Annotated in this window: 15 protein-coding genes and 1 riboswitch; of the genes, 10 read left to right on the top strand and 5 right to left on the bottom strand. The window is 73.5% G+C overall.

Annotated elements, in window-relative coordinates; translation table 11 throughout:
- Positions 1 to 115: 115 nt before the first annotated feature.
- Positions 116 to 733 (top strand): TetR family transcriptional regulator, encoded by a 618-nt coding sequence (locus KBY47_RS32080; RefSeq protein ID WP_308405370.1) that lies wholly within the window; start codon positions 116 to 118, stop codon positions 731 to 733.
- A gap of 262 nt (positions 734 to 995) precedes the next feature.
- On the opposite strand, the gene KBY47_RS32075 is transcribed toward KBY47_RS32080, so the two are convergent.
- A complete protein-coding gene (locus KBY47_RS32075; RefSeq protein ID WP_210927420.1) occupies positions 996 to 1,229 on the bottom strand; it encodes a ferredoxin in 234 nt (77 codons plus the stop codon).
- The gene (locus KBY47_RS32070) at positions 1,229 to 2,695 is read right to left on the bottom strand and encodes an aldehyde dehydrogenase (protein WP_210927419.1); all 1,467 of its coding nucleotides are present in this window, start codon (positions 2,693 to 2,695) and stop codon (positions 1,229 to 1,231) included. Before KBY47_RS32070 ends, KBY47_RS32075 begins: the two co-directional genes overlap by 1 nt.
- Before the next feature lie 182 nt (positions 2,696 to 2,877).
- Between KBY47_RS32070 and KBY47_RS32065 the strand changes: the two genes are divergently transcribed.
- The 7 genes from KBY47_RS32065 (at position 2,878) to KBY47_RS32035 (ending at position 10,637) form a co-directional block, all read left to right on the top strand.
- A complete protein-coding gene (locus tag KBY47_RS32065) occupies positions 2,878 to 3,906 on the top strand; it encodes an MBL fold metallo-hydrolase (protein WP_210927418.1) in 1,029 nt (342 codons plus the stop codon).
- Positions 3,907 to 3,975: 69 nt separating this feature from the next.
- Positions 3,976 to 4,047: riboswitch (cobalamin riboswitch) on the top strand.
- A gap of 137 nt (positions 4,048 to 4,184) precedes the next feature.
- Positions 4,185 to 5,417, top strand: coding sequence for a prenyltransferase/squalene oxidase repeat-containing protein (locus KBY47_RS32060; protein ID WP_210927417.1), 1,233 nt, complete (start codon positions 4,185 to 4,187; stop codon positions 5,415 to 5,417).
- A complete protein-coding gene (locus KBY47_RS32055) occupies positions 5,414 to 6,064 on the top strand; it encodes an SCO2322 family protein (protein ID WP_210927416.1) in 651 nt (216 codons plus the stop codon). The genes KBY47_RS32060 and KBY47_RS32055 overlap by 4 nt, the downstream gene beginning before the upstream one ends.
- On the top strand, positions 6,057 to 7,148 hold the full coding sequence (locus tag KBY47_RS32050; protein WP_308405368.1) for a CbiQ family ECF transporter T component: 1,092 nt from the start codon (positions 6,057 to 6,059) through the stop codon (positions 7,146 to 7,148). The genes KBY47_RS32055 and KBY47_RS32050 overlap by 8 nt, the downstream gene beginning before the upstream one ends.
- Positions 7,145 to 9,025, top strand: coding sequence for an ABC transporter ATP-binding protein (locus tag KBY47_RS32045; protein ID WP_210927413.1), 1,881 nt, complete (start codon positions 7,145 to 7,147; stop codon positions 9,023 to 9,025). Before KBY47_RS32050 ends, KBY47_RS32045 begins: the two co-directional genes overlap by 4 nt.
- The gene (locus tag KBY47_RS32040; RefSeq protein WP_210927412.1) at positions 9,022 to 9,882 is read left to right on the top strand and encodes an ECF transporter S component; all 861 of its coding nucleotides are present in this window, start codon (positions 9,022 to 9,024) and stop codon (positions 9,880 to 9,882) included. Before KBY47_RS32045 ends, KBY47_RS32040 begins: the two co-directional genes overlap by 4 nt.
- Positions 9,883 to 10,220: 338 nt before the next feature.
- Positions 10,221 to 10,637, top strand: a complete 417-nt coding sequence (locus KBY47_RS32035) for a transglycosylase SLT domain-containing protein (RefSeq protein WP_210927411.1) — start codon at positions 10,221 to 10,223, stop codon at positions 10,635 to 10,637.
- A gap of 87 nt (positions 10,638 to 10,724) precedes the next feature.
- Here the strand turns inward: KBY47_RS32035 and KBY47_RS32030 are convergent, their stop codons facing one another.
- On the bottom strand, positions 10,725 to 11,957 hold the full coding sequence (locus KBY47_RS32030) for a cytochrome P450 (RefSeq protein ID WP_210927410.1): 1,233 nt from the start codon (positions 11,955 to 11,957) through the stop codon (positions 10,725 to 10,727).
- A 186-nt stretch (positions 11,958 to 12,143) separates the two neighbouring features.
- Here KBY47_RS32030 and KBY47_RS32025 point away from each other — a divergent pair, with 186 nt between their 5' ends.
- Complete coding sequence (locus tag KBY47_RS32025; protein ID WP_210927408.1) at positions 12,144 to 13,313, top strand: steroid 3-ketoacyl-CoA thiolase; 1,170 nt, start codon at positions 12,144 to 12,146, stop codon at positions 13,311 to 13,313.
- A 51-nt stretch (positions 13,314 to 13,364) separates the two neighbouring features.
- On the opposite strand, the gene KBY47_RS32020 is transcribed toward KBY47_RS32025, so the two are convergent.
- Positions 13,365 to 13,535, bottom strand: coding sequence for a hypothetical protein (locus tag KBY47_RS32020; RefSeq protein ID WP_247695559.1), 171 nt, complete (start codon positions 13,533 to 13,535; stop codon positions 13,365 to 13,367).
- A gap of 222 nt (positions 13,536 to 13,757) precedes the next feature.
- The gene (locus tag KBY47_RS32015; protein ID WP_210927405.1) at positions 13,758 to 15,821 is read right to left on the bottom strand and encodes a bifunctional glycosyltransferase 87/phosphatase PAP2 family protein; all 2,064 of its coding nucleotides are present in this window, start codon (positions 15,819 to 15,821) and stop codon (positions 13,758 to 13,760) included.
- 274 nt (positions 15,822 to 16,095) lie between these two features.
- On the opposite strand from KBY47_RS32015, the gene KBY47_RS32010 reads away from it, so the two are divergent.
- Positions 16,096 to 16,767 (top strand): O-methyltransferase, encoded by a 672-nt coding sequence (locus tag KBY47_RS32010; RefSeq protein ID WP_210927403.1) that lies wholly within the window; start codon positions 16,096 to 16,098, stop codon positions 16,765 to 16,767.
- Positions 16,768 to 16,795 lie beyond the last annotated feature (28 nt).

The raw sequence follows: 16,795 nt of genomic DNA, 5'->3' as shown, positions 1-16,795 counted from the left end.
CTACCGGCAGGTAGGGGTGCTGTAACCAGTGGATCAGGTGATTCGCGCCACGGCCGCGACCCCTGACGCACCCGGCAAGGCGGACAGAGTGGGCAAGGTGGAGAAGGTGGCCAAGGTGGATGCGGGCGGCGCGCGCCTGGACGGGCCGCCGCTCACCGAGCGGCAGGCGGCCCGGCGGCGCCGCATCCTGCGCGCGTGCGCGCAGCTGGCCAGCCGGGGCGGGTTCGACGCGGTGCAGATGCGGGAGGTCGCGGAGTCCTCCCAGGTGGCGCTGGGCACGCTGTACCGCTACTTCCCCTCCAAGATCCACCTGCTGGTCGCGACCATGCAGGACCAGCTCGACCACATGCACGGCACCCTGCGCAAGAAGCCCCCGGCGGGCGAGACGGCGGCCGAGCGGGTCGCGGAGACCCTGATGCGCGCCTTCCGCGCCCTCCAGCGCGAGCCGCACCTGGCCGACGCGATGGTCAGGGCGCTGACCTTCGCCGACCGCAGTGTGAGCCCGGAGGTCGACCAGGTCTCCCGCCAGACCACGGCGATCATCCTGGAGGCGATGGGCCTGACCGCCCCGCCCACCCCCGAGCAGCTCTCCGCCGTCCGCGTCATCGAGCACACCTGGCACTCGGCGCTGACCACCTGGCTCTCCGGCCGCGCCTCGATCGCGCAGGTCAGGATCGACATCGAGATGGTGTGCCGGCTGATCGACCTGACGGAGCCGCCCGCATCGACCTGACGGAGCCCTCGCACACACGTGAACGGCCTACGAGGCGGGTTCCCTTCGCCGGTATTGTCCGGATCAGGTTGCTGGGGGTCGCCTTCCGGGCGTACACCTCTCGGTCGTACGTCCTTCCGGCCTCTCAGCCCGACCGTCGACGTCGGCACCAGCGGAAACCCGTACTGCTTTGGTCTCACGCCAGAGTCGGCTACTCCGGTCGAACTCCCTCACTCGTCTCGTAGACCTGGTAAATAGGATAAATCGGTCGGCCTGCCGTTCGCTAGTCCTCCGGCGGGAAAACCGCCTCCCCGCTGCCCAGCAGTTCGATGGTGATGGCCTCCACCGGACAGTTCTCCGCCGCCGTGAGGATCTCCTCGGCCGCGTCGGCGACCGGGTCGACGGGTCGGGACTGGCGGCCGGTGTCGAGGCGGAAGGCGCGCGGGGCGTGGTGGACGCACTGGGCGGAGCCGATGCACAGGGAGCGGTCGACCGCCACCCGCCAGCGGTCGCCCATCACCCGGCCGCCCCGGTGTACCCGGCGGGCAGGTGGATCATCTTGTGCTCGACGTAGGCGCCGTACCCCTCGGGCCCGAACTCCCGGCCGAGGCCGCTGTTCTTGTAGCCGCCGAACGGGCCGAGCATGTCGAGGCTGAAGGTGTTGACGGAGTAGGTGCCGGTGCGGACCCGCCGGGCGACCTCGATGCCGCGCCCGGTGTCGGCCGTCCACACGCTGCCGCTCAGCCCGTACTCGGAGTCGTTGGCGATCCGCACGGCCTCGGCCTCGTCGCCGTAGGGCAGCAGGCAGATCACCGGGCCGAAGATCTCCTCGCGGGCGATCCGCATGGCGTTGTCGACGCCGCCGAAGAGGGTGGGCTCCACGTACCAGCCCCGCTCCAGGCCCGGCGGGCGCCCGCCGCCGGTGAGGATCTTGGCGCCCTCCTCCTGGCCGATGCGGATGTAGTCGAGGCTGCGCTGCTGCTGGCGCCGCGCGACCAGCGGGCCCACCTGTGTCGCCGGGTCCAGCGGGTCGCCCACGACCAGCGCACCCGCCGCCGCGACGAAGGCGTCGGCGAACTCGTCGTAGCGGGAGCGCGGGAGCAGGATGCGCGTCTGCGCGACGCACGCCTGGCCGTTGTTCATCCACGCCGCCGGGACCACGCCCGCCACCGTCGCCTCGACGTCCGCGTCCGGCAGCACCACCGCCGCCGACTTGCCGCCCAGTTCCAGCGTCACCCGGGTCAGGTTCCGCGCGGCCACCTCCATGACCCGCTTCCCGGCCGCCACCGAGCCGGTGAAGGAGACCTTGTCGACGCCGGGGTGCCCGACCAGGTACTCGCTGACCTCGCGGTCCGCCGGGAGGATGGACAGCACGCCCTCGGGCAGCCCCGCCTCCCGCGCGATCTCGCCGAGGAGGTAGGCGTCCAGGGGTGACTCGGGGGACGGCTTCAGCACGACCGTGCAGCCGGTGAGCAGCGCCGGGGCGAGCTTGGCCGCCGCCACGAACTGCGGCACGTTCCAGGGGACGACCGCCGCGACCACCCCGACCGGTTCACGGCGGACGAGGATGCGGCCGAGGACTCCGTCCCGTCCCTCCTCGTACACGTAGTCACGGGCGACCGTGATCGCCGCGTCCCACACCATCATCGCGCCCAGCGCCTGCGCGAGGACGCTCCAGGAGTACGGCGACCCGTTCTCGGACGAGATCACGCGGGCGATCTCCTCGTGCCGGGCGGCGATGCCGTCCTTGATCCGGGTGACGACCGCGATCCGCTCCTCGAGGCGCAGCCGCGGCCACGGTCCCTCGTCGAACGCCCGGCGCGCCGCCGCGACCGCCCGGTCCACGTCCGCCGCCGACGCGTGCGGGACCCGGCCGATGACCTCCTCGGTGTGCGGGGAGACCACCTCGATGACGTCCTCGCCCAGGGGGTCGGTCAACTCCCCGCCGATGAACAGCTGTCCGTGCTCCGTGACCTGGGTCATGCGCAGCCCACCCCTGACGGCCCATCAGATTTATCGGTCACTGGCACTGATAGCAGCTCCGCCCGGCACAGTCCACGGCTCGCGCACCCCCGGCGGGAACGTGTTCTAGTTATAGTGACCGGACGGACCCGCCCACGCGACAGGGGCGGTCACGCCCACGCGACACGGCGATTGGGGAGCCCATGGCGCAAGCGCACGACCACGGCGGCGGCGTACGGTCCCTGAAGGTCCCCATCCCGGACAACCCCCTCGGCCACACCCTCGTCCACGTCGTCGACACCGACCGCGGCCCCGTCCTGATCGACACCGGCTGGGACGACCCCGCCTCCTGGGACGCCCTCACCGAAGGCCTGGCCGCCTGCGGCACCGCGCCGGACGAGATCCACGGCGTGGTCATCACCCACCACCACCCCGACCACCACGGGCTGTCCGGCCGGGTGCGGGAGGCGTCGGGGGCGTGGCTCGCCATGCACGAGGCGGACGCCGCCGTCGTACGCCGCACCCGTGCCGCCCGCCCCGAACGCTGGCTCTCCTACATGGCCGCCAAGCTCACCGCCGCCGGAGCCCCGGACGACCACGTCACCCCCCTGCGCACCGCCCGCACCCCGCGCACCCTCCCCGGCCTCGCCCCCGCGCTGCCCGACCGGGACATCACCCCCGGCGAACTCCTGCCCCTCCCCGGCCGCCGCCTGCGCGCCGTCTGGACGCCGGGACACACCCCCGGCCACGTCTGTCTGCACCTGGAGGAGGAGCACCCGGGACGGCTCCCCGGCCACGGGCGCCTCTTCTCCGGCGACCACCTGCTGCCGGAGATCACCCCGCACATCGGCCTCTACGAGGACCCCGACGACACCACCGTCACCGACCCCCTCGGCGACTACCTCGGCTCCCTCGAACGCGTCGCCCGCCTCGCCCCCGCCGAGATCCTCCCCGCCCACCAGCGCCCCTTCACCGGCGCCCCGGAACGCGTCCGGGACCTCCTCGACCACCACGAGCACCGCCTCACCGACCTGCTCGCGCTGCTCACCACCCCGCTCACCCCCTGGCAGCTCGCCACCCGCATGACCTGGAACCGTCCCTGGCCCCAACTCCCCCACCCCTCCCGCACGATCGCCGTCGCGGAGGCCGAGGCCCATCTGCGGCACCTGGTGAAGCGGGGGCGCGCCGAGGCGGTCGCGGGGAGCGAGCCGGTGACGTACGTCGCCGTATAGGCGGCCCCTCGCCCTCGGAGGCGGGCTTACGGCCCGGTAGCATGGGCCGGTCGTCATCACACCGTACGGGGGGAAGCCGGTGCAATTCCGGCGCTGACCCGCAACCGTGAACCACCGCACCGGTGGTGAGCCGGAATGCCCCGTACGGCAACGTGACCGGCTCAGGCGCACCGGCAGCCCGCCGGTGCGCGGCACCGTCGAGGCATACGGAGCCGAGCCGCCGGGGGTGCCCCCTGCTGCCCGGCTGCCCGAGCAGCACAGAGAGGCCCCCGCCGATCATGAACATCCGCCGCAGCGCAGCGGCCCTGGCCGCCGTCGCCGTGATCGGCGCCGCCGCGACCCCGGCCGCCCACGCCGCCGACCCGTCGCCGTCCGCCTCCCTGCCCGCCGCCCTCTACGGCACCAACGACCCCGCCTACGACGGCGTCTGGCGGCAGTCGCTGGCGCTGCTCGCCCAGGACACCGTGGGCGTCACCCCCGCCGCGGCGGCCGTCGACTGGCTGACGGGGCAGCAGTGCGACAGCGGCGCGTTCGCGCCCTTCCGCGCCGACCCGGGCGCCGCCTGCGACGCCAAGACCGCCGTCGACACCAACAACACGGCCGCCGCCGTCCAGGCCCTCGCGGCGCTCGGCGGGCACGACGCCGTGACAGCCAAGGCCGTCGACTGGCTGAAGTCCGCCCAGAACGAGGACGGCGGCTGGGGCTACACCCCCGGCGGCCCCAGCGACGCCAACTCCACCTCCGTCGTCATCGGCGCGCTCGCCGCCGTGGGCGAGAAGCCCGGCGAGGTGCGCAAGGGCGGCAAGTCGCCGTACGACGCCCTGCTGGACCTCTCCATACCCTGCGGGCAGGACGGCGGCGGTGCCTTCGCCTACCAGCCCGACGAGAAGGGCAAGCTCGCCGCCAACGACGACGCCACCGCCGCGGCCGTCATCGGCGCCCTCGGCAAGGGCCTGACCGGCGCCTCCCCGAAGGCCACCGACGCCGACCTCGCCTGCGCGAAGGCCACCGGCCCCGAGCAGGCCGCCCACAACGGCGCCGCCCACCTCGCCGACGCCCTCGCGAAGGACGGCCACCTGATGTCCGCCCTGCCGGGCGCCGAGGACCAGCCCGACTACGGCAACACCGCCGACGCCGTCCTCGCCCTCGCCACCGCCGGGCACGGCGCCGAGGCCGCCGACGCGATGCGCTGGCTCGGCGAGCACTACCAGGGCTGGGCCAAGCAGTCCGGCCCCGCCGCCTACGCGCAGCTGATCCTCGCCGCCGACGCGGCCGGGTTCGACGTACGGGACTTCGACGGCAGCGGCGACGACCTGGTGAAGCGTCTCAACGCGACCGGTCCGGCGCCCGAGTCGGACGCGGAGGACGTGGCTGCCGAAGAGACTGGGGAAACCGACAAGGACGACGACTCCGGCTTCGGCGTGCTGTGGACGGTCGGTGTCTTCCTGGTCGCCGGTATCGGCATCGGCTTCCTGCTCAGCGGCCGCAAGAAGGGCCAGTCGCAGCCGTGAGGTCCCGCCGCCGTGCCGCCGCCCTGCCCGCGCTCCTGCTCGCCGCGCTGCTGGCCGCCCTGACGGCGGCGGGTCCGGCGGGCGCCGCGGGCTACCGCTACTGGTCGTTCTGGGAGCGCGAGGGCGACCGGTGGACGTACGCCACCCAGGGGCCGTCCACCGCCCGCCCGTCCGACGGTGACGTCCAGGGGTTCCGGTTCGCCGTGAGCGAGGACTCCGCGGACGCGACCCGGCCGCGCGGCACGGCGGACTTCGCGACGATCTGCGCCGCGACGCCCCAGCGGGACGGCCGCAAGCGGATCGCCCTCGTGCTGGACTTCGGCACCCGCGCCGACGCCCCTTCCGGCGAGACCCCGCCCGCCGCGCGCACCGCCTGCGCGAGCGTCCCCCCGGACGCCAGCACCGCCGAGGCCCTCGCCGTGGTGGCGAAACCGCTGCGGTACGACACCAACGCGCTGCTGTGCGCGATCGCGGGGTATCCGGAGCGGGGCTGTGGGGAGCAGGTAGCGGTGGCGGAGGCCCAGGACTCCGGCGAGGGGGACGAGGACGGCGGGAGCGGCGGCCCGTCGCTGGGCCTCCTCGCGGGTGCGGGTGTCGTGGCCGTGCTCGCGGCGGCGGCCGTATGGCAGGCCCGCCGCCGTGCGTGACCGCACCTCCGTCCACCCCGGCGCGTGGTGGCTGTGGTCCCTCTCCCTCGGCACCGCGGCCACCCGCACCACCAACCCGCTGCTGCTCACCCTGCTCGTCGCCGTCTCCGCGTACGTCGTCGCGGCCCGCCGCCCGCACACCCCGTGGGCCCGCTCCTACGGCGCCTTCGTCAAGCTGGCGCTCGCGGTGCTGCTGATCCGGCTGATGTTCGCGGTGGTCCTCGGCTCCCCCATCCCCGGCACGCACGTCCTGGTCACCCTCCCCGAAGTCCCCCTCCCCGACTGGGCGCAGGGCATCCGGCTGGGCGGCCGGGTGACCGCGGAGGGCGTGCTGTTCGCCCTGTACGACGGGCTGAGCCTGGCCACCCTGCTGATCTGCGTCGGCGCCGCGAACGCGCTGGCCAGCCCGACCCGGCTGCTGAAGTCACTGCCGGGCGCGCTGTACGAGACGGGCGTCGCGGTGGTCGTCGCCCTCACCTTCGCGCCGAACCTGATCGCGGACGTCCAGCGGCTGCGGGCGGCACGGCGGCTGCGGGGCCGCCCGGACCGCGGGGTGCGGGGGCTGCTCCAGGTCGGACTGCCGGTGCTGGAGGGCGCCCTGGAACGCTCGGTCGCCCTGGCCGCCGCGATGGACGCCCGCGGATACGGCCGTACCGCCGCCGTCCCCGACGCGGTCCGCCGTACGACGGCGGCGCTGACGCTCACCGGGCTGCTCGGGGTGTGCGCGGGACTGTACGGCGTACTGACCGCGGCGGGCGGCGGCTACGGGCTGCCGGTGCTGCTGGCCGGGGTCGCCGCCGCGCTCGCCGGGCTGTGGCTCGGCGGCAGGCGCACCCCGCGCACCCGGTACCGGCCGGACCCGTGGGGCGCGCGGGCGTGGCTGGTCGCCGGTTCCGGCGCCGCCGTCGCCGCGCTGCTGGCGCTGGCCGTGAGCCGGGACCCGGCGGCGCTGCGGCCCGGGGTGGTCCCGCTGGTCACCCCCGAACTGCCGCTGTGGCCCGCCGCGGCCGTCCTGCTCGGTCTGCTCCCGGCCTTCGTCACCCCCGCACCGGACGCGGTGCCCGCCAGCAAGGAGCCGTCGTGATCCGCTTCGAGGACGTGACCGTCACCTACGACGGTGCCGCCGAACCCACCGTCCGCGGCGTCGACTTCGCGGTCCCCGAGGGTGAACTCGTCCTGCTGGTGGGCCCTTCCGGGGTCGGCAAGTCGACCGTGCTGGGCGCGGTCAGCGGTCTCGTCCCGCACTTCACCGGCGGCACCCTGCGCGGCCGGGTCACCGTCGCGGGCCGCGACACCCGCACCCACAAGCCGCGCGAACTCGCCGACGTGGTCGGCACGGTCGGGCAGGATCCGCTGGCCCACTTCGTGACGGACACCGTGGAGGAGGAACTCGCCTACGGCATGGAGTCGCTGGGTCTCGCCCCGGACGTGATGCGGCGCCGGGTGGAGGAGACCCTCGACCTGCTGGGCCTGGCCGACCTGCGGGACCGGCCGATCGCCACGCTGTCCGGGGGGCAGCGGCAGCGGGTGGCCATCGGCTCGGTGCTCACCCCGCACCCACGGGTGCTGGTCCTCGACGAGCCGACCTCGGCCCTCGACCCGGCCGCCGCCGAGGAGGTCCTCGCCGTGCTCCAGCGGCTCGTCCACGACCTCGGTACGACGGTCCTGATGGCCGAGCACCGGCTGGAACGCGTCGTCCAGTACGCGGACCACGTCGTCCTGCTCCCCGCGCCGGGCGCCGCGCCGGTCCTCGGCACCCCGGCCGACGTGATGGCCGTCTCCCCCGTCTTCCCCCCGGTGGTGGACCTGGGCCGCCTGGCGGGCTGGTCCCCGCTCCCCCTGACGGTCCGCGACGCCCGCCGCCGCGCGACGGGGCTGCGCGACCGGCTGGCGGGCAGGGAGCCGGGCTACGACCGCCCGAACACCGAAGGCTTCGCACCCGGCCTCACCGGGCAGCGCCCCGCCCACACCCACGACGCGCCCCGGAACTCCGGCGGTCCCGGCCAGGGCACCCGCCCGGCGGACGCGCGCCCCGCCCACGGCCACGACGACCGCCCGGACCGCAGCGGAAACACCCCGCCCCGCGAGGGCGTGCCCAGCGGCGGACCCAGCGGCGCCGTAGCCGCCCGCGCCGCCCGCCGCCCCTCCGTCCTGCGCCGTGCCCTGCGCAGGCGCACCCCGGGCGGCGCCGTCCCGGCCCAAGGCGGCGCGCCCATCGCGGAGGTCCGTGGTCTCGCCGTCCGCCGGGAACGGATCGACGCCCTGCGCGGGGTCGGGCTGAAGGTCGCGCCCGGGGAGACGATCGCCCTGATGGGCCGCAACGGCGCGGGCAAGTCGACCTTGCTGTCCGCCCTGGTGGGGCTGGTCGAACCGGCCTCCGGCACGGTGCGCGTCGGCGGGGTCACCCCGCACCGGACGCCGCCCCCCGACCTCGTACGCCGGGTCGGCCTGGTGCCGCAGGAGCCGCGCGATCTGCTGTACGCCGACACCGTCGCCGCCGAGTGCCGGGCGGCCGACGAGGACGCGGGCGCCGCGCCGGGGACCTGCCGGGCGCTGGTGACGCGGCTGCTGCCCGGGGTGACCGACGGCACGCACCCGCGTGACCTGTCGGAGGGGCAGCGGCTCGCCCTCGCGCTGGCCGTCGTCCTCACCGCCCGGCCGCCGCTGCTGCTCCTCGACGAGCCGACCCGGGGCCTGGACTACGCGGCGAAGGCCCGCCTGGTCGAGGTGGTGCGCGAGCTGGCGGCCGAGGGGCACGCGCTGGTGCTGGCCACGCACGACGTGGAGCTGGCGGCGGAGATCGCGCACCGGGTGGTGCTGCTCGCCGAGGGCGAGGTGATCGCCGACGGGCCGACCGCGGAGGTGGTGGTCTCCTCACCGTCCTTCGCCCCGCAGGTCACCAAGATCCTGGCGCCGCTGCGGTGGCTCACGGTCGGGCAGGTCAGGGAGGCGCTGCGATGACACGGGCGACACCGGTCACACCGGTCACACCGGTCACGTCGGCGCGGCAGGCGCGTGCCGTGCGGCTGGGGCCGCGTTCGCTGGCCGCGCTGGTGCTGGTCAGCGCGGTCGGGGTGGCGGCGGTGGGCTGGCCGTTCCTGGTGCCGCCGGAGTCCCAGGTCGCGGCGCACGCCAAGGACGCGCCGTGGTTCTTCGCGGGCCTGCTGGTGCTGCTGGTCGCCGTGGTGGCGGCCACCATCGCCGAGTCGGGGCTCGGCCCCAAGGCGGTCGCCATGCTCGGCGTGCTGGCCGCGACGGGGGCGGCGCTGCGGCCGATCGGCGCCGGGACGGCGGGCATCGAGCCGATGTTCTTCCTGATGGTGCTGAGCGGCCGGGTGCTGGGGCCCGGCTTCGGCTTCGTGCTGGGCGCGGTGACGATGTTCGCGTCGGCGCTGCTCACCGGCGGGGTGGGGCCGTGGCTGCCGTTCCAGATGCTGTCGATGGGCTGGTTCACGATGGGCGCGGGTCTGCTGCCGGGCCCCGACCGGCTGCGCGGCCGGGCGGAGCTGGCGCTGCTCGCGGCCTACGGCTTCCTGGCCGCGTTCGCCTACGGCACGGTGATGAACCTGGCGGGCTGGACCTTCATGGACACCAACGCCTCCAGCATCGCCTTCGACGCCGAGGCCGGGGTGGCCACCAACCTGGCCCGCTTCGTCGCCTACTGCCTGGCGACCTCGCTGGGCTGGGACCTGGGACGCGCCTGCGTCACCGTCGTACTGACGCTCACGCTCGGCCCGGCGGTGCTGCGCGCGCTGCGCCGGGCGACGCGGCGGGCCGCTTTCGAGACCCCGGTCACATTCGACGCACCCGCTGGGTGAGGACTCGTACGCGGCCGGTTAGTCACCGCGTGAACCACCCCACATGACCCAGATCACCAACGATCGGCCCTAGTAGCCGATCCGGAGCGGCATGCTCCCGACATTACTCGCGCTGACCTGGGGTTTGAGAGCCACGTCACACACGGGGCGATTCGCTTGAATGCGACCACAACTAGTAAAAGGGGTCATTGCGGACCCCGGTCCGGCCTGCTTCTCTGGATGACGTCGCACGGCGCCGAGGTGCCCACACGGACCCGGCGCCGACGCATGTCCCCGCCACGCACCGCGTGGTCACGGCACGCCCCGCGACTCCCACGTCCCCGAAGAAAAGGTTCACTGTGCCCGCCACCTTCATCCGTCGCATCGCCAGCCCGAAGAAGGCCGTCACCGGTCTCGCCGTCGCCGCCGCCACCGCCGGTATGGCGCTGACCGCGGCTCCGGCCCACGCTGCGACCACCTCCTCGGCCGCCGACGCCAAGGCGATCGCGAAGCAGATGATCCCGGACTCCGCGCAGTACAACGCGTTCAGCAAGATCGTCCAGCACGAGAGCGGCTGGGACGTCGACGCCACCAACCCGTCGTCCGGCGCCTACGGTCTGGTCCAGGCCCTGCCGGGCTCGAAGATGGCCTCGGCCGGGTCCGACTGGAAGACCAACGCCAAGACCCAGATCAAGTGGGGTCTGAACTACATGAACGACCGCTACGGCAGCCCGGCCGGCGCCTGGGACTTCTGGCAGGCCAACGGCTGGTACTGACCGGCACCCGCGCACCGCGCGACCCCTTGATACGAAGGCGGCGGCCCCCGATCCCCGGGCCGCCGCCTTCACCCTTGCCCGTACGCGTCACGCACTGACCCGCAGCTCCTTCACCCCGTTGATCCAGGCCGACCGCAGCCGCCGCGGCTCCCCGGCGAGGGCCAGGCCCGGCATCGCGTCGGCGAGGGCGTTGAAGATGAGGTCGATCTCCAGCACCGCCAGGGACTTGCCGAGGCAGTAGTGCGGTCCGCCGCCGCCGAAGCCGAGGTGCGGGTTGGGATCGCGGGTGATGTCGAAGGCGCCGGGGTCGTCGAAGACCTCGGGGTCGTGGTTGGCGGAGGCGTAGAAGAGGCCGACCCGGTCGCCCTCGGCGATGCGCTTGCCGCCGAGTTCGGTGTCCTGGGTGGCGGTGCGCTGGAAGGAGACCACGGGGGTGGCCCACCGCACGATCTCCTCCGCCGTGGTCGCCGGGCGCTCCCTGCGGTAGAGGTCCCACTGTCCGGGGTGGGTGAGGAAGGCGTGCATGCCGTGGGTGATGGCGTTGCGGGTGGTCTCGTTCCCCGCCACGGCCAGCATCAGCACGAAGAACCCGAACTCGTCGGAGCCGAGGCTGCCCTCGTCCTCCGCCGCCACCAGCGTGGTCACGATGTCCCGCGCCGGGCACCGCTTGCGGTCGGCGGCCATGTTCATGGCGTAGGCGATCAGTTCGGTGGCGGACTCCTGGCCGACCTCCTCGGTGATGGCGTACTCGGGATCGTCGTAGGCGATCATCCGGTTCGACCACTCGAAGATCTTCGCCCGGTCGTCCTGCGGTATCCCGATCAGCTCGGCGATGGCCTGGAGCGGCAGTTCGCAGGCGACCTCGGTGACGAAGTCGAACGGGCGGGCCTGGGCACGGGCCCGTTCCACGATGGCGTGCGCCCGCGTGCGCAGCCGGTCCTCCAGCGCCCGGATGGAGCGCGGGGTGAACACCCGTTGCACGATCTGCCGCACCCGGGTGTGCTCGGGCGGGTCCATGTTGAGCAGGATCAGCCGCTGGGCGTCGATGGCGTCGCGCTCGATGTGCTCGTTGAAGCGGATGATCGCGGTGTTGAGGGTGGAGGAGAAGATCTCCGGGTGGGTGGACACGTGCCGGACGTCGGCGTGCCGGGTGACGGCCCAGTAGCCCTCGTCCTGGAACCCGGCCAGGCCCGCGCGCTGCGGGACCCAGTGGACCGGTTCCGCCCGGCGCAGCTCCGCGAACTCCGGCAGCGGCACACGGTGGTGGAGCAGGTCGGGGTCGGTGAAGTCGAATCCGTCGGGCAGCGCCGGGCAGGGCATGGGCAGCTCACTCCAGCCATCTGACGGTCCATCAGAAGTTGCCGTGAAGGTAGTGAGGGACACCGCAGACTGCAAGACCCTTGCGGTAACGGACACGGCGTCAGCAGACTGCAGGGCAGAACTAGAACACGTACTAGTTACTGCCGGTTACCGCTAGTCGCTGGTTCTGACGAGAGGACCATCCCCATGGCCGCCGAACCCGTCATCGTCGAAGCCGTCCGCACCCCCATCGGCAAGCGCGGTGGCGCGCTCGCCAACCTCCACCCCGCCTACCTCCTGGGCGAGACCTACCGCGAACTCCTCGGCCGCACCGGCATCCCCGCCGACTGCGTCGAGCAGATCGTCGGCGGCACCGTGACCCACGCGGGCGAACAGTCCATGAACCCCGCCCGCACGGCCTGGCTCGCCATGGGCCTGCCCTACGAGACCGCCGCGACGACGGTCGACTGCCAGTGCGGGTCCTCCCAGCAGGCCGGCCACATGGTGGCCAACATGATCGCGGCGGGCGTCATCGACGTCGGCATCTCGTGCGGCGTGGAGTCCATGTCCCGGGTCCCGCTGGGCTCCGGCTCCAAGCACGGCCCCGGCAAGCCCTTCCCCGACGAGTGGAACGTCGACCTGCCCAACCAGTTCCAGGCCGCCGAGCGCATCGCCCGGCACCGCGGCCTCACCCGGGAGAACGTCGACGCCCTCGGACTGCTCTCCCAGCGGCGCGCCGCGCACGCCTGGTCCGAGGAGCGCTTCAAACGGGAGACCTTCGCCGTGCAGGTCCCCACCACCGAGGAGGAGCAGTACGCGGGTCAGGGCATGTGGCGCCTGGTCGACCGCGACGAGGGCCTGCGCGACACCTCACCGGAGGCGCTGGCCGGCCTGAAGCCCATCATGCCGACGGCGGTCCACACCGCGGGCAACTCCTCCCAGATCTCCGACGGCTCCGCCGCGCTGCTGTGGGCCTCCAAGCGCATGACCCGCGCCCTCAAACTGCGGCCCAGGGCACGGATCGTCGCCCAGGCCCTGGTCGGCGCCGACCCGCACTTCCACCTCGACGGGCCCGTCGACGCCACCCGCGCGGTCCTCGGCAAGGCGGGCATGTCCCTGCGGGACATCGACCTCGTCGAGATCAACGAGGCCTTCGCCTCCGTCGTACTGAGCTGGGCCCGCGTCTTCGACCAGGACCTGGAGAAGGTCAACGTCAACGGCGGCGCGATCGCCCTCGGCCACCCGGTGGGCGCCACCGGAGCCCGCCTGGTCACCACCGCCCTCCACGAACTGGAACGCACCGACAAGGAGTTCGCCCTGATCACGATGTGCGCGGGCGGCGGCCTGGCCACCGGCACGATCATCCAGCGGCTCTAGCCTTCACCGACACGGGAGCCGCGGCCCACTGGCGTGCGCGGCGGTTCCCGGTCAGGCGGCCCGGTCCCACTCCACCACGCCCGGCGCCGCACGCTTCTCACGGGCCCGCGCCAAGGCCCAGCCGAGGGCCGCGAGGCAGGCGGCGTACCAGGGCAGAAGCCAGGTCTTCGACCACCAGGACGGGGTCGGCGTCAGCAGGAGGTCGGCTGCGGCGGTGAGCATGCCTGCGGTCAGGCTCCAGCACAGCAGCCGGCCCGCGCGGCGGGCGGGCGTCGCGGGACGTCCTTACGACAAGGAAGGTCAGGGCCTGTGGTGGCCCGTCGGACGTCGAAAGTGCGCCGTACACGAAAGGGCTTACCCCAGGCTCGGCCATGATCGGTCACCGATCGGTCACGTTTACCTCGACCTGGAGCGAACCGGACGAGCCGCCTCCGCCCACACCCCTCACTCCGCCGCCACGTACCGGCCCTCCGTCGACGCCGATGCCGGGCCGTCGTTCCTGCCGTCGCCGCCCCGGGGGGCGGGGCGGGCGCGGGGGCCCTGGAGGGCGTAGGCCAGGGCGAAGCCCGCGCCGACCGCCAGGGCGCCGCCCACCGCGTCGAGGACCCAGTGGTTGCCGGTGGCGACGATCGCGGCGCAGGTGAAGAAGGGATGGAGGAAGCCGAGGGCCTTCATCCACAGCTTCGGGGCGACGACCGCGATGATCACCCCGCACCACAGGGACCAGCCGAAGTGGAGCGACGGCATCGCCGCGTACTGGTTGGTGAGGGCGGTCAGGGTGCCGTAGTCGGGCTTGCTGAAGTCCTGCACGCCGTGGACGGTGTCGATGATGCCGAGGTTCGGCATCAGGCGGGGCGGGGCGAGCGGGTAGAGCCAGAAGCCGATCAGGGCCAGCAGGGTGGTCAGGCCGAGCGTCGAGCGGGCCCAGCGGTAGTCGACGGGGCGCCGCCAGTACAGGACGCCGAGGACCGTCAGCGGGACCACGAAGTGGAACGACGTGTAGTAGAAGTCGAAGAAGGAGCGCAGCCAGTCCACCTTCACCACGGCGTGGTTGACCGCGTGCTCGATGTCGAGGCCGATCGCGCGTTCCCAGCCGAGGATCTGCTCACCGTGCGCCTCGGCCCGCTCCCGGCCCCCGGAGATGGTGCCGCCCGTGGCCGCGAGGCGGACCTGGGAGTAGGCGGCGTACGTGACCCGTATGAGCAGCGCTTCCAGGAGGAGGTTCGGACGGGCCAGGACGCGGTGCAGGAAGGGCAGCAGGGGAATGTGCCGCCAGCGGGTGGGGACCGGCGGGGCGTACTCGGTGGGGATCGGGTCGCGGTAGTACGGGGAGGTGCGCAGCAGGAAGGGCACGGTGGTGGCGGCCAGCAGCGCGGCGAGCAGCACGATGTTGTCGCGCAGCGGGTACAGCGCCGCCATGTTCGGCAGCAGCATCTTCGCCGGCAGCGTCATCACCAGGACGACCGCGACCGGCCAGACGAGCCGGTCGGCGGCCCGTCTGCCGACCCGGCCGACCACCGCGAGCAGCACCCACAGCAGCTGGTGCTGCCACGCCGTGGGCGCGACGAGGATCGCGGCACAGCCGGTGACGGCGACCGCGAGGAGGAGCTGGCCGTCATGGGCGTAGCGGACGGCCCGGCGCAGCGCGAGCGCCGCGACGCCCGCCCCGAGGACCAGGAAGAGCGCGATCTCCAGCGGCCCCGACAGCCCGAGCCGCAGCAGCGCCCCGTGCAGGGACTGGTTGGCGAGCGCGTCGGCCCGGCCGCCGAGACCGACACCCGCCAGGTGGTGGACCCAGTAGGTGTACGAGTCCTGCGGGAGCACCGCCCACGCCAGCGCCGTACAGGCGGCGAAGGTCGCACCGAGCGAGGCGGCCGCCCGGCGCCGTCCGGTGAACCACAGCAGGGCCGCGAAGAGCAGCACGGTCGGCTGGAGCGCGGCGGCCACCCCGATCAGCGCGCCGCTGGCCCGCTGACCGCGCACGGCGAAGCAGCCCAGGAGGACGAGCAGCACCGGGATGATGCTGGTCTGGCCGAGCCAGAACGCGTTGCGCACGGGCAGCGACAGCATCAGCAGACAGATCGCCACGGGCGCCGCGAACAGCGAGGTGCGACGGCTCACCGGCTGCGGCAGCGCGCGGGCGGCGACCAGGCCGAGCGCGGCGACCAGCAGCAGCGTGCCGAAGGTCCAGCCCCAGCCGAGGGCCTGTTCCGCCGAACGGGTGAGGGGTTTGAGCACGAGCCCCGCGAAGGGCGTGCCGGTGAAGCGGGTGGAGTCGTACAGCGAGCCGGTGACGTGCAGGACGCCATGGGGGCCGACCCAGGTCTCCAGATCGGTCAGCCGCTCACCACGGGGCGTGCTGAGGACGACGGCGATCTGCCGCACGGCCAGGACCGCGGCGACCAGCCACAGACCCGCGCGGGCCAGCCGCAGCCGTGCCCCGGCAGCGCCCACAGCCGTCGCTCCGAGCGGCTCCGGCGGTCTCCCGCTGTGTTCCACGTTCGCCACGCCTCGTCGGCCCTCCCACCCCGTCCGTCCCGCACGCGCGGCGCACGGGATCGATCCCTTCACGAACCCCCGAACTCTATGAGGCTCGCACCACCCCCGGAGGGAGACGCAGGCCATCCCCGTTTCACCTGACGTCCGACCTTCCTTCGTCCCGAAGACGATAGTGCGGCCGGGACCGGGTTGCTTCCACTCGAAGCGTTCCGGATCACCTGCCCCTACACTCGTTAGAGGGACTAGTTAGCATTTCTAATTAGGCATACTGGAGACACACCGTATGAACGAGTCGCAGACCTGGGACGCCGTCGACGCGTACTTCACCGGCCACCTCTCCCCCGACGACGAGGCGCTCCAGGCGGCCCTGCGCGACAGCGAGGCCGCCGGACTGCCGCCCGTCAGCGTCACCCCCACCCAGGGCAAGCTCCTGCACCTGCTGGCCCGCGTCCAGGGCGCCCGGACCGTCCTCGAGATCGGCACCCTCGGCGGCTACAGCACCATCTGGCTGGCCCGCGCCCTGCCCTCCGACGGCCGGCTGATCTCGCTGGAGTACAGCGCCCGGCACGCCGAGGTCGCCACCCGCAACATCGCCCGCGCGGGCCTCGACAGGATCGTGGAGGTGCGCGTCGGCCCCGCGCTGGAGTCGCTGCCCCAGCTCGCCGACGAGAACCCGCCCCCCTTCGACCTGGTGTTCGTCGACGCCGACAAGGCCAACAACGCGCACTACGTGGAGTGGGCCCTCAAGCTGACCAGCGCGGGCAGCCTGATCGTCATCGACAACGTCGTCCGCGGCGGCCGCGTCGCCGACGGCGACAGCGGCGAACCCGACGTCCGCGGCAGCCGCGCCGCCATCGAACTCATCGGCGCGCATCCGCGGCTGGACGGTACGGCGATCCAGACGGTGGGGGCCAAGGGGTACGACGGGTTCGCGCTGGCTCGGGTGCTGGCGTGAGCGGAGGGGGCGGGGCGGAGGGGGCGGG

It is taken from the genome of Streptomyces sp. B93, assembly GCF_018070565.1.
Lineage (GTDB): Bacteria > Actinomycetota > Actinomycetes > Streptomycetales > Streptomycetaceae > Streptomyces.
This window is presented reverse-complemented; position numbering and strand designations above follow the sequence as displayed.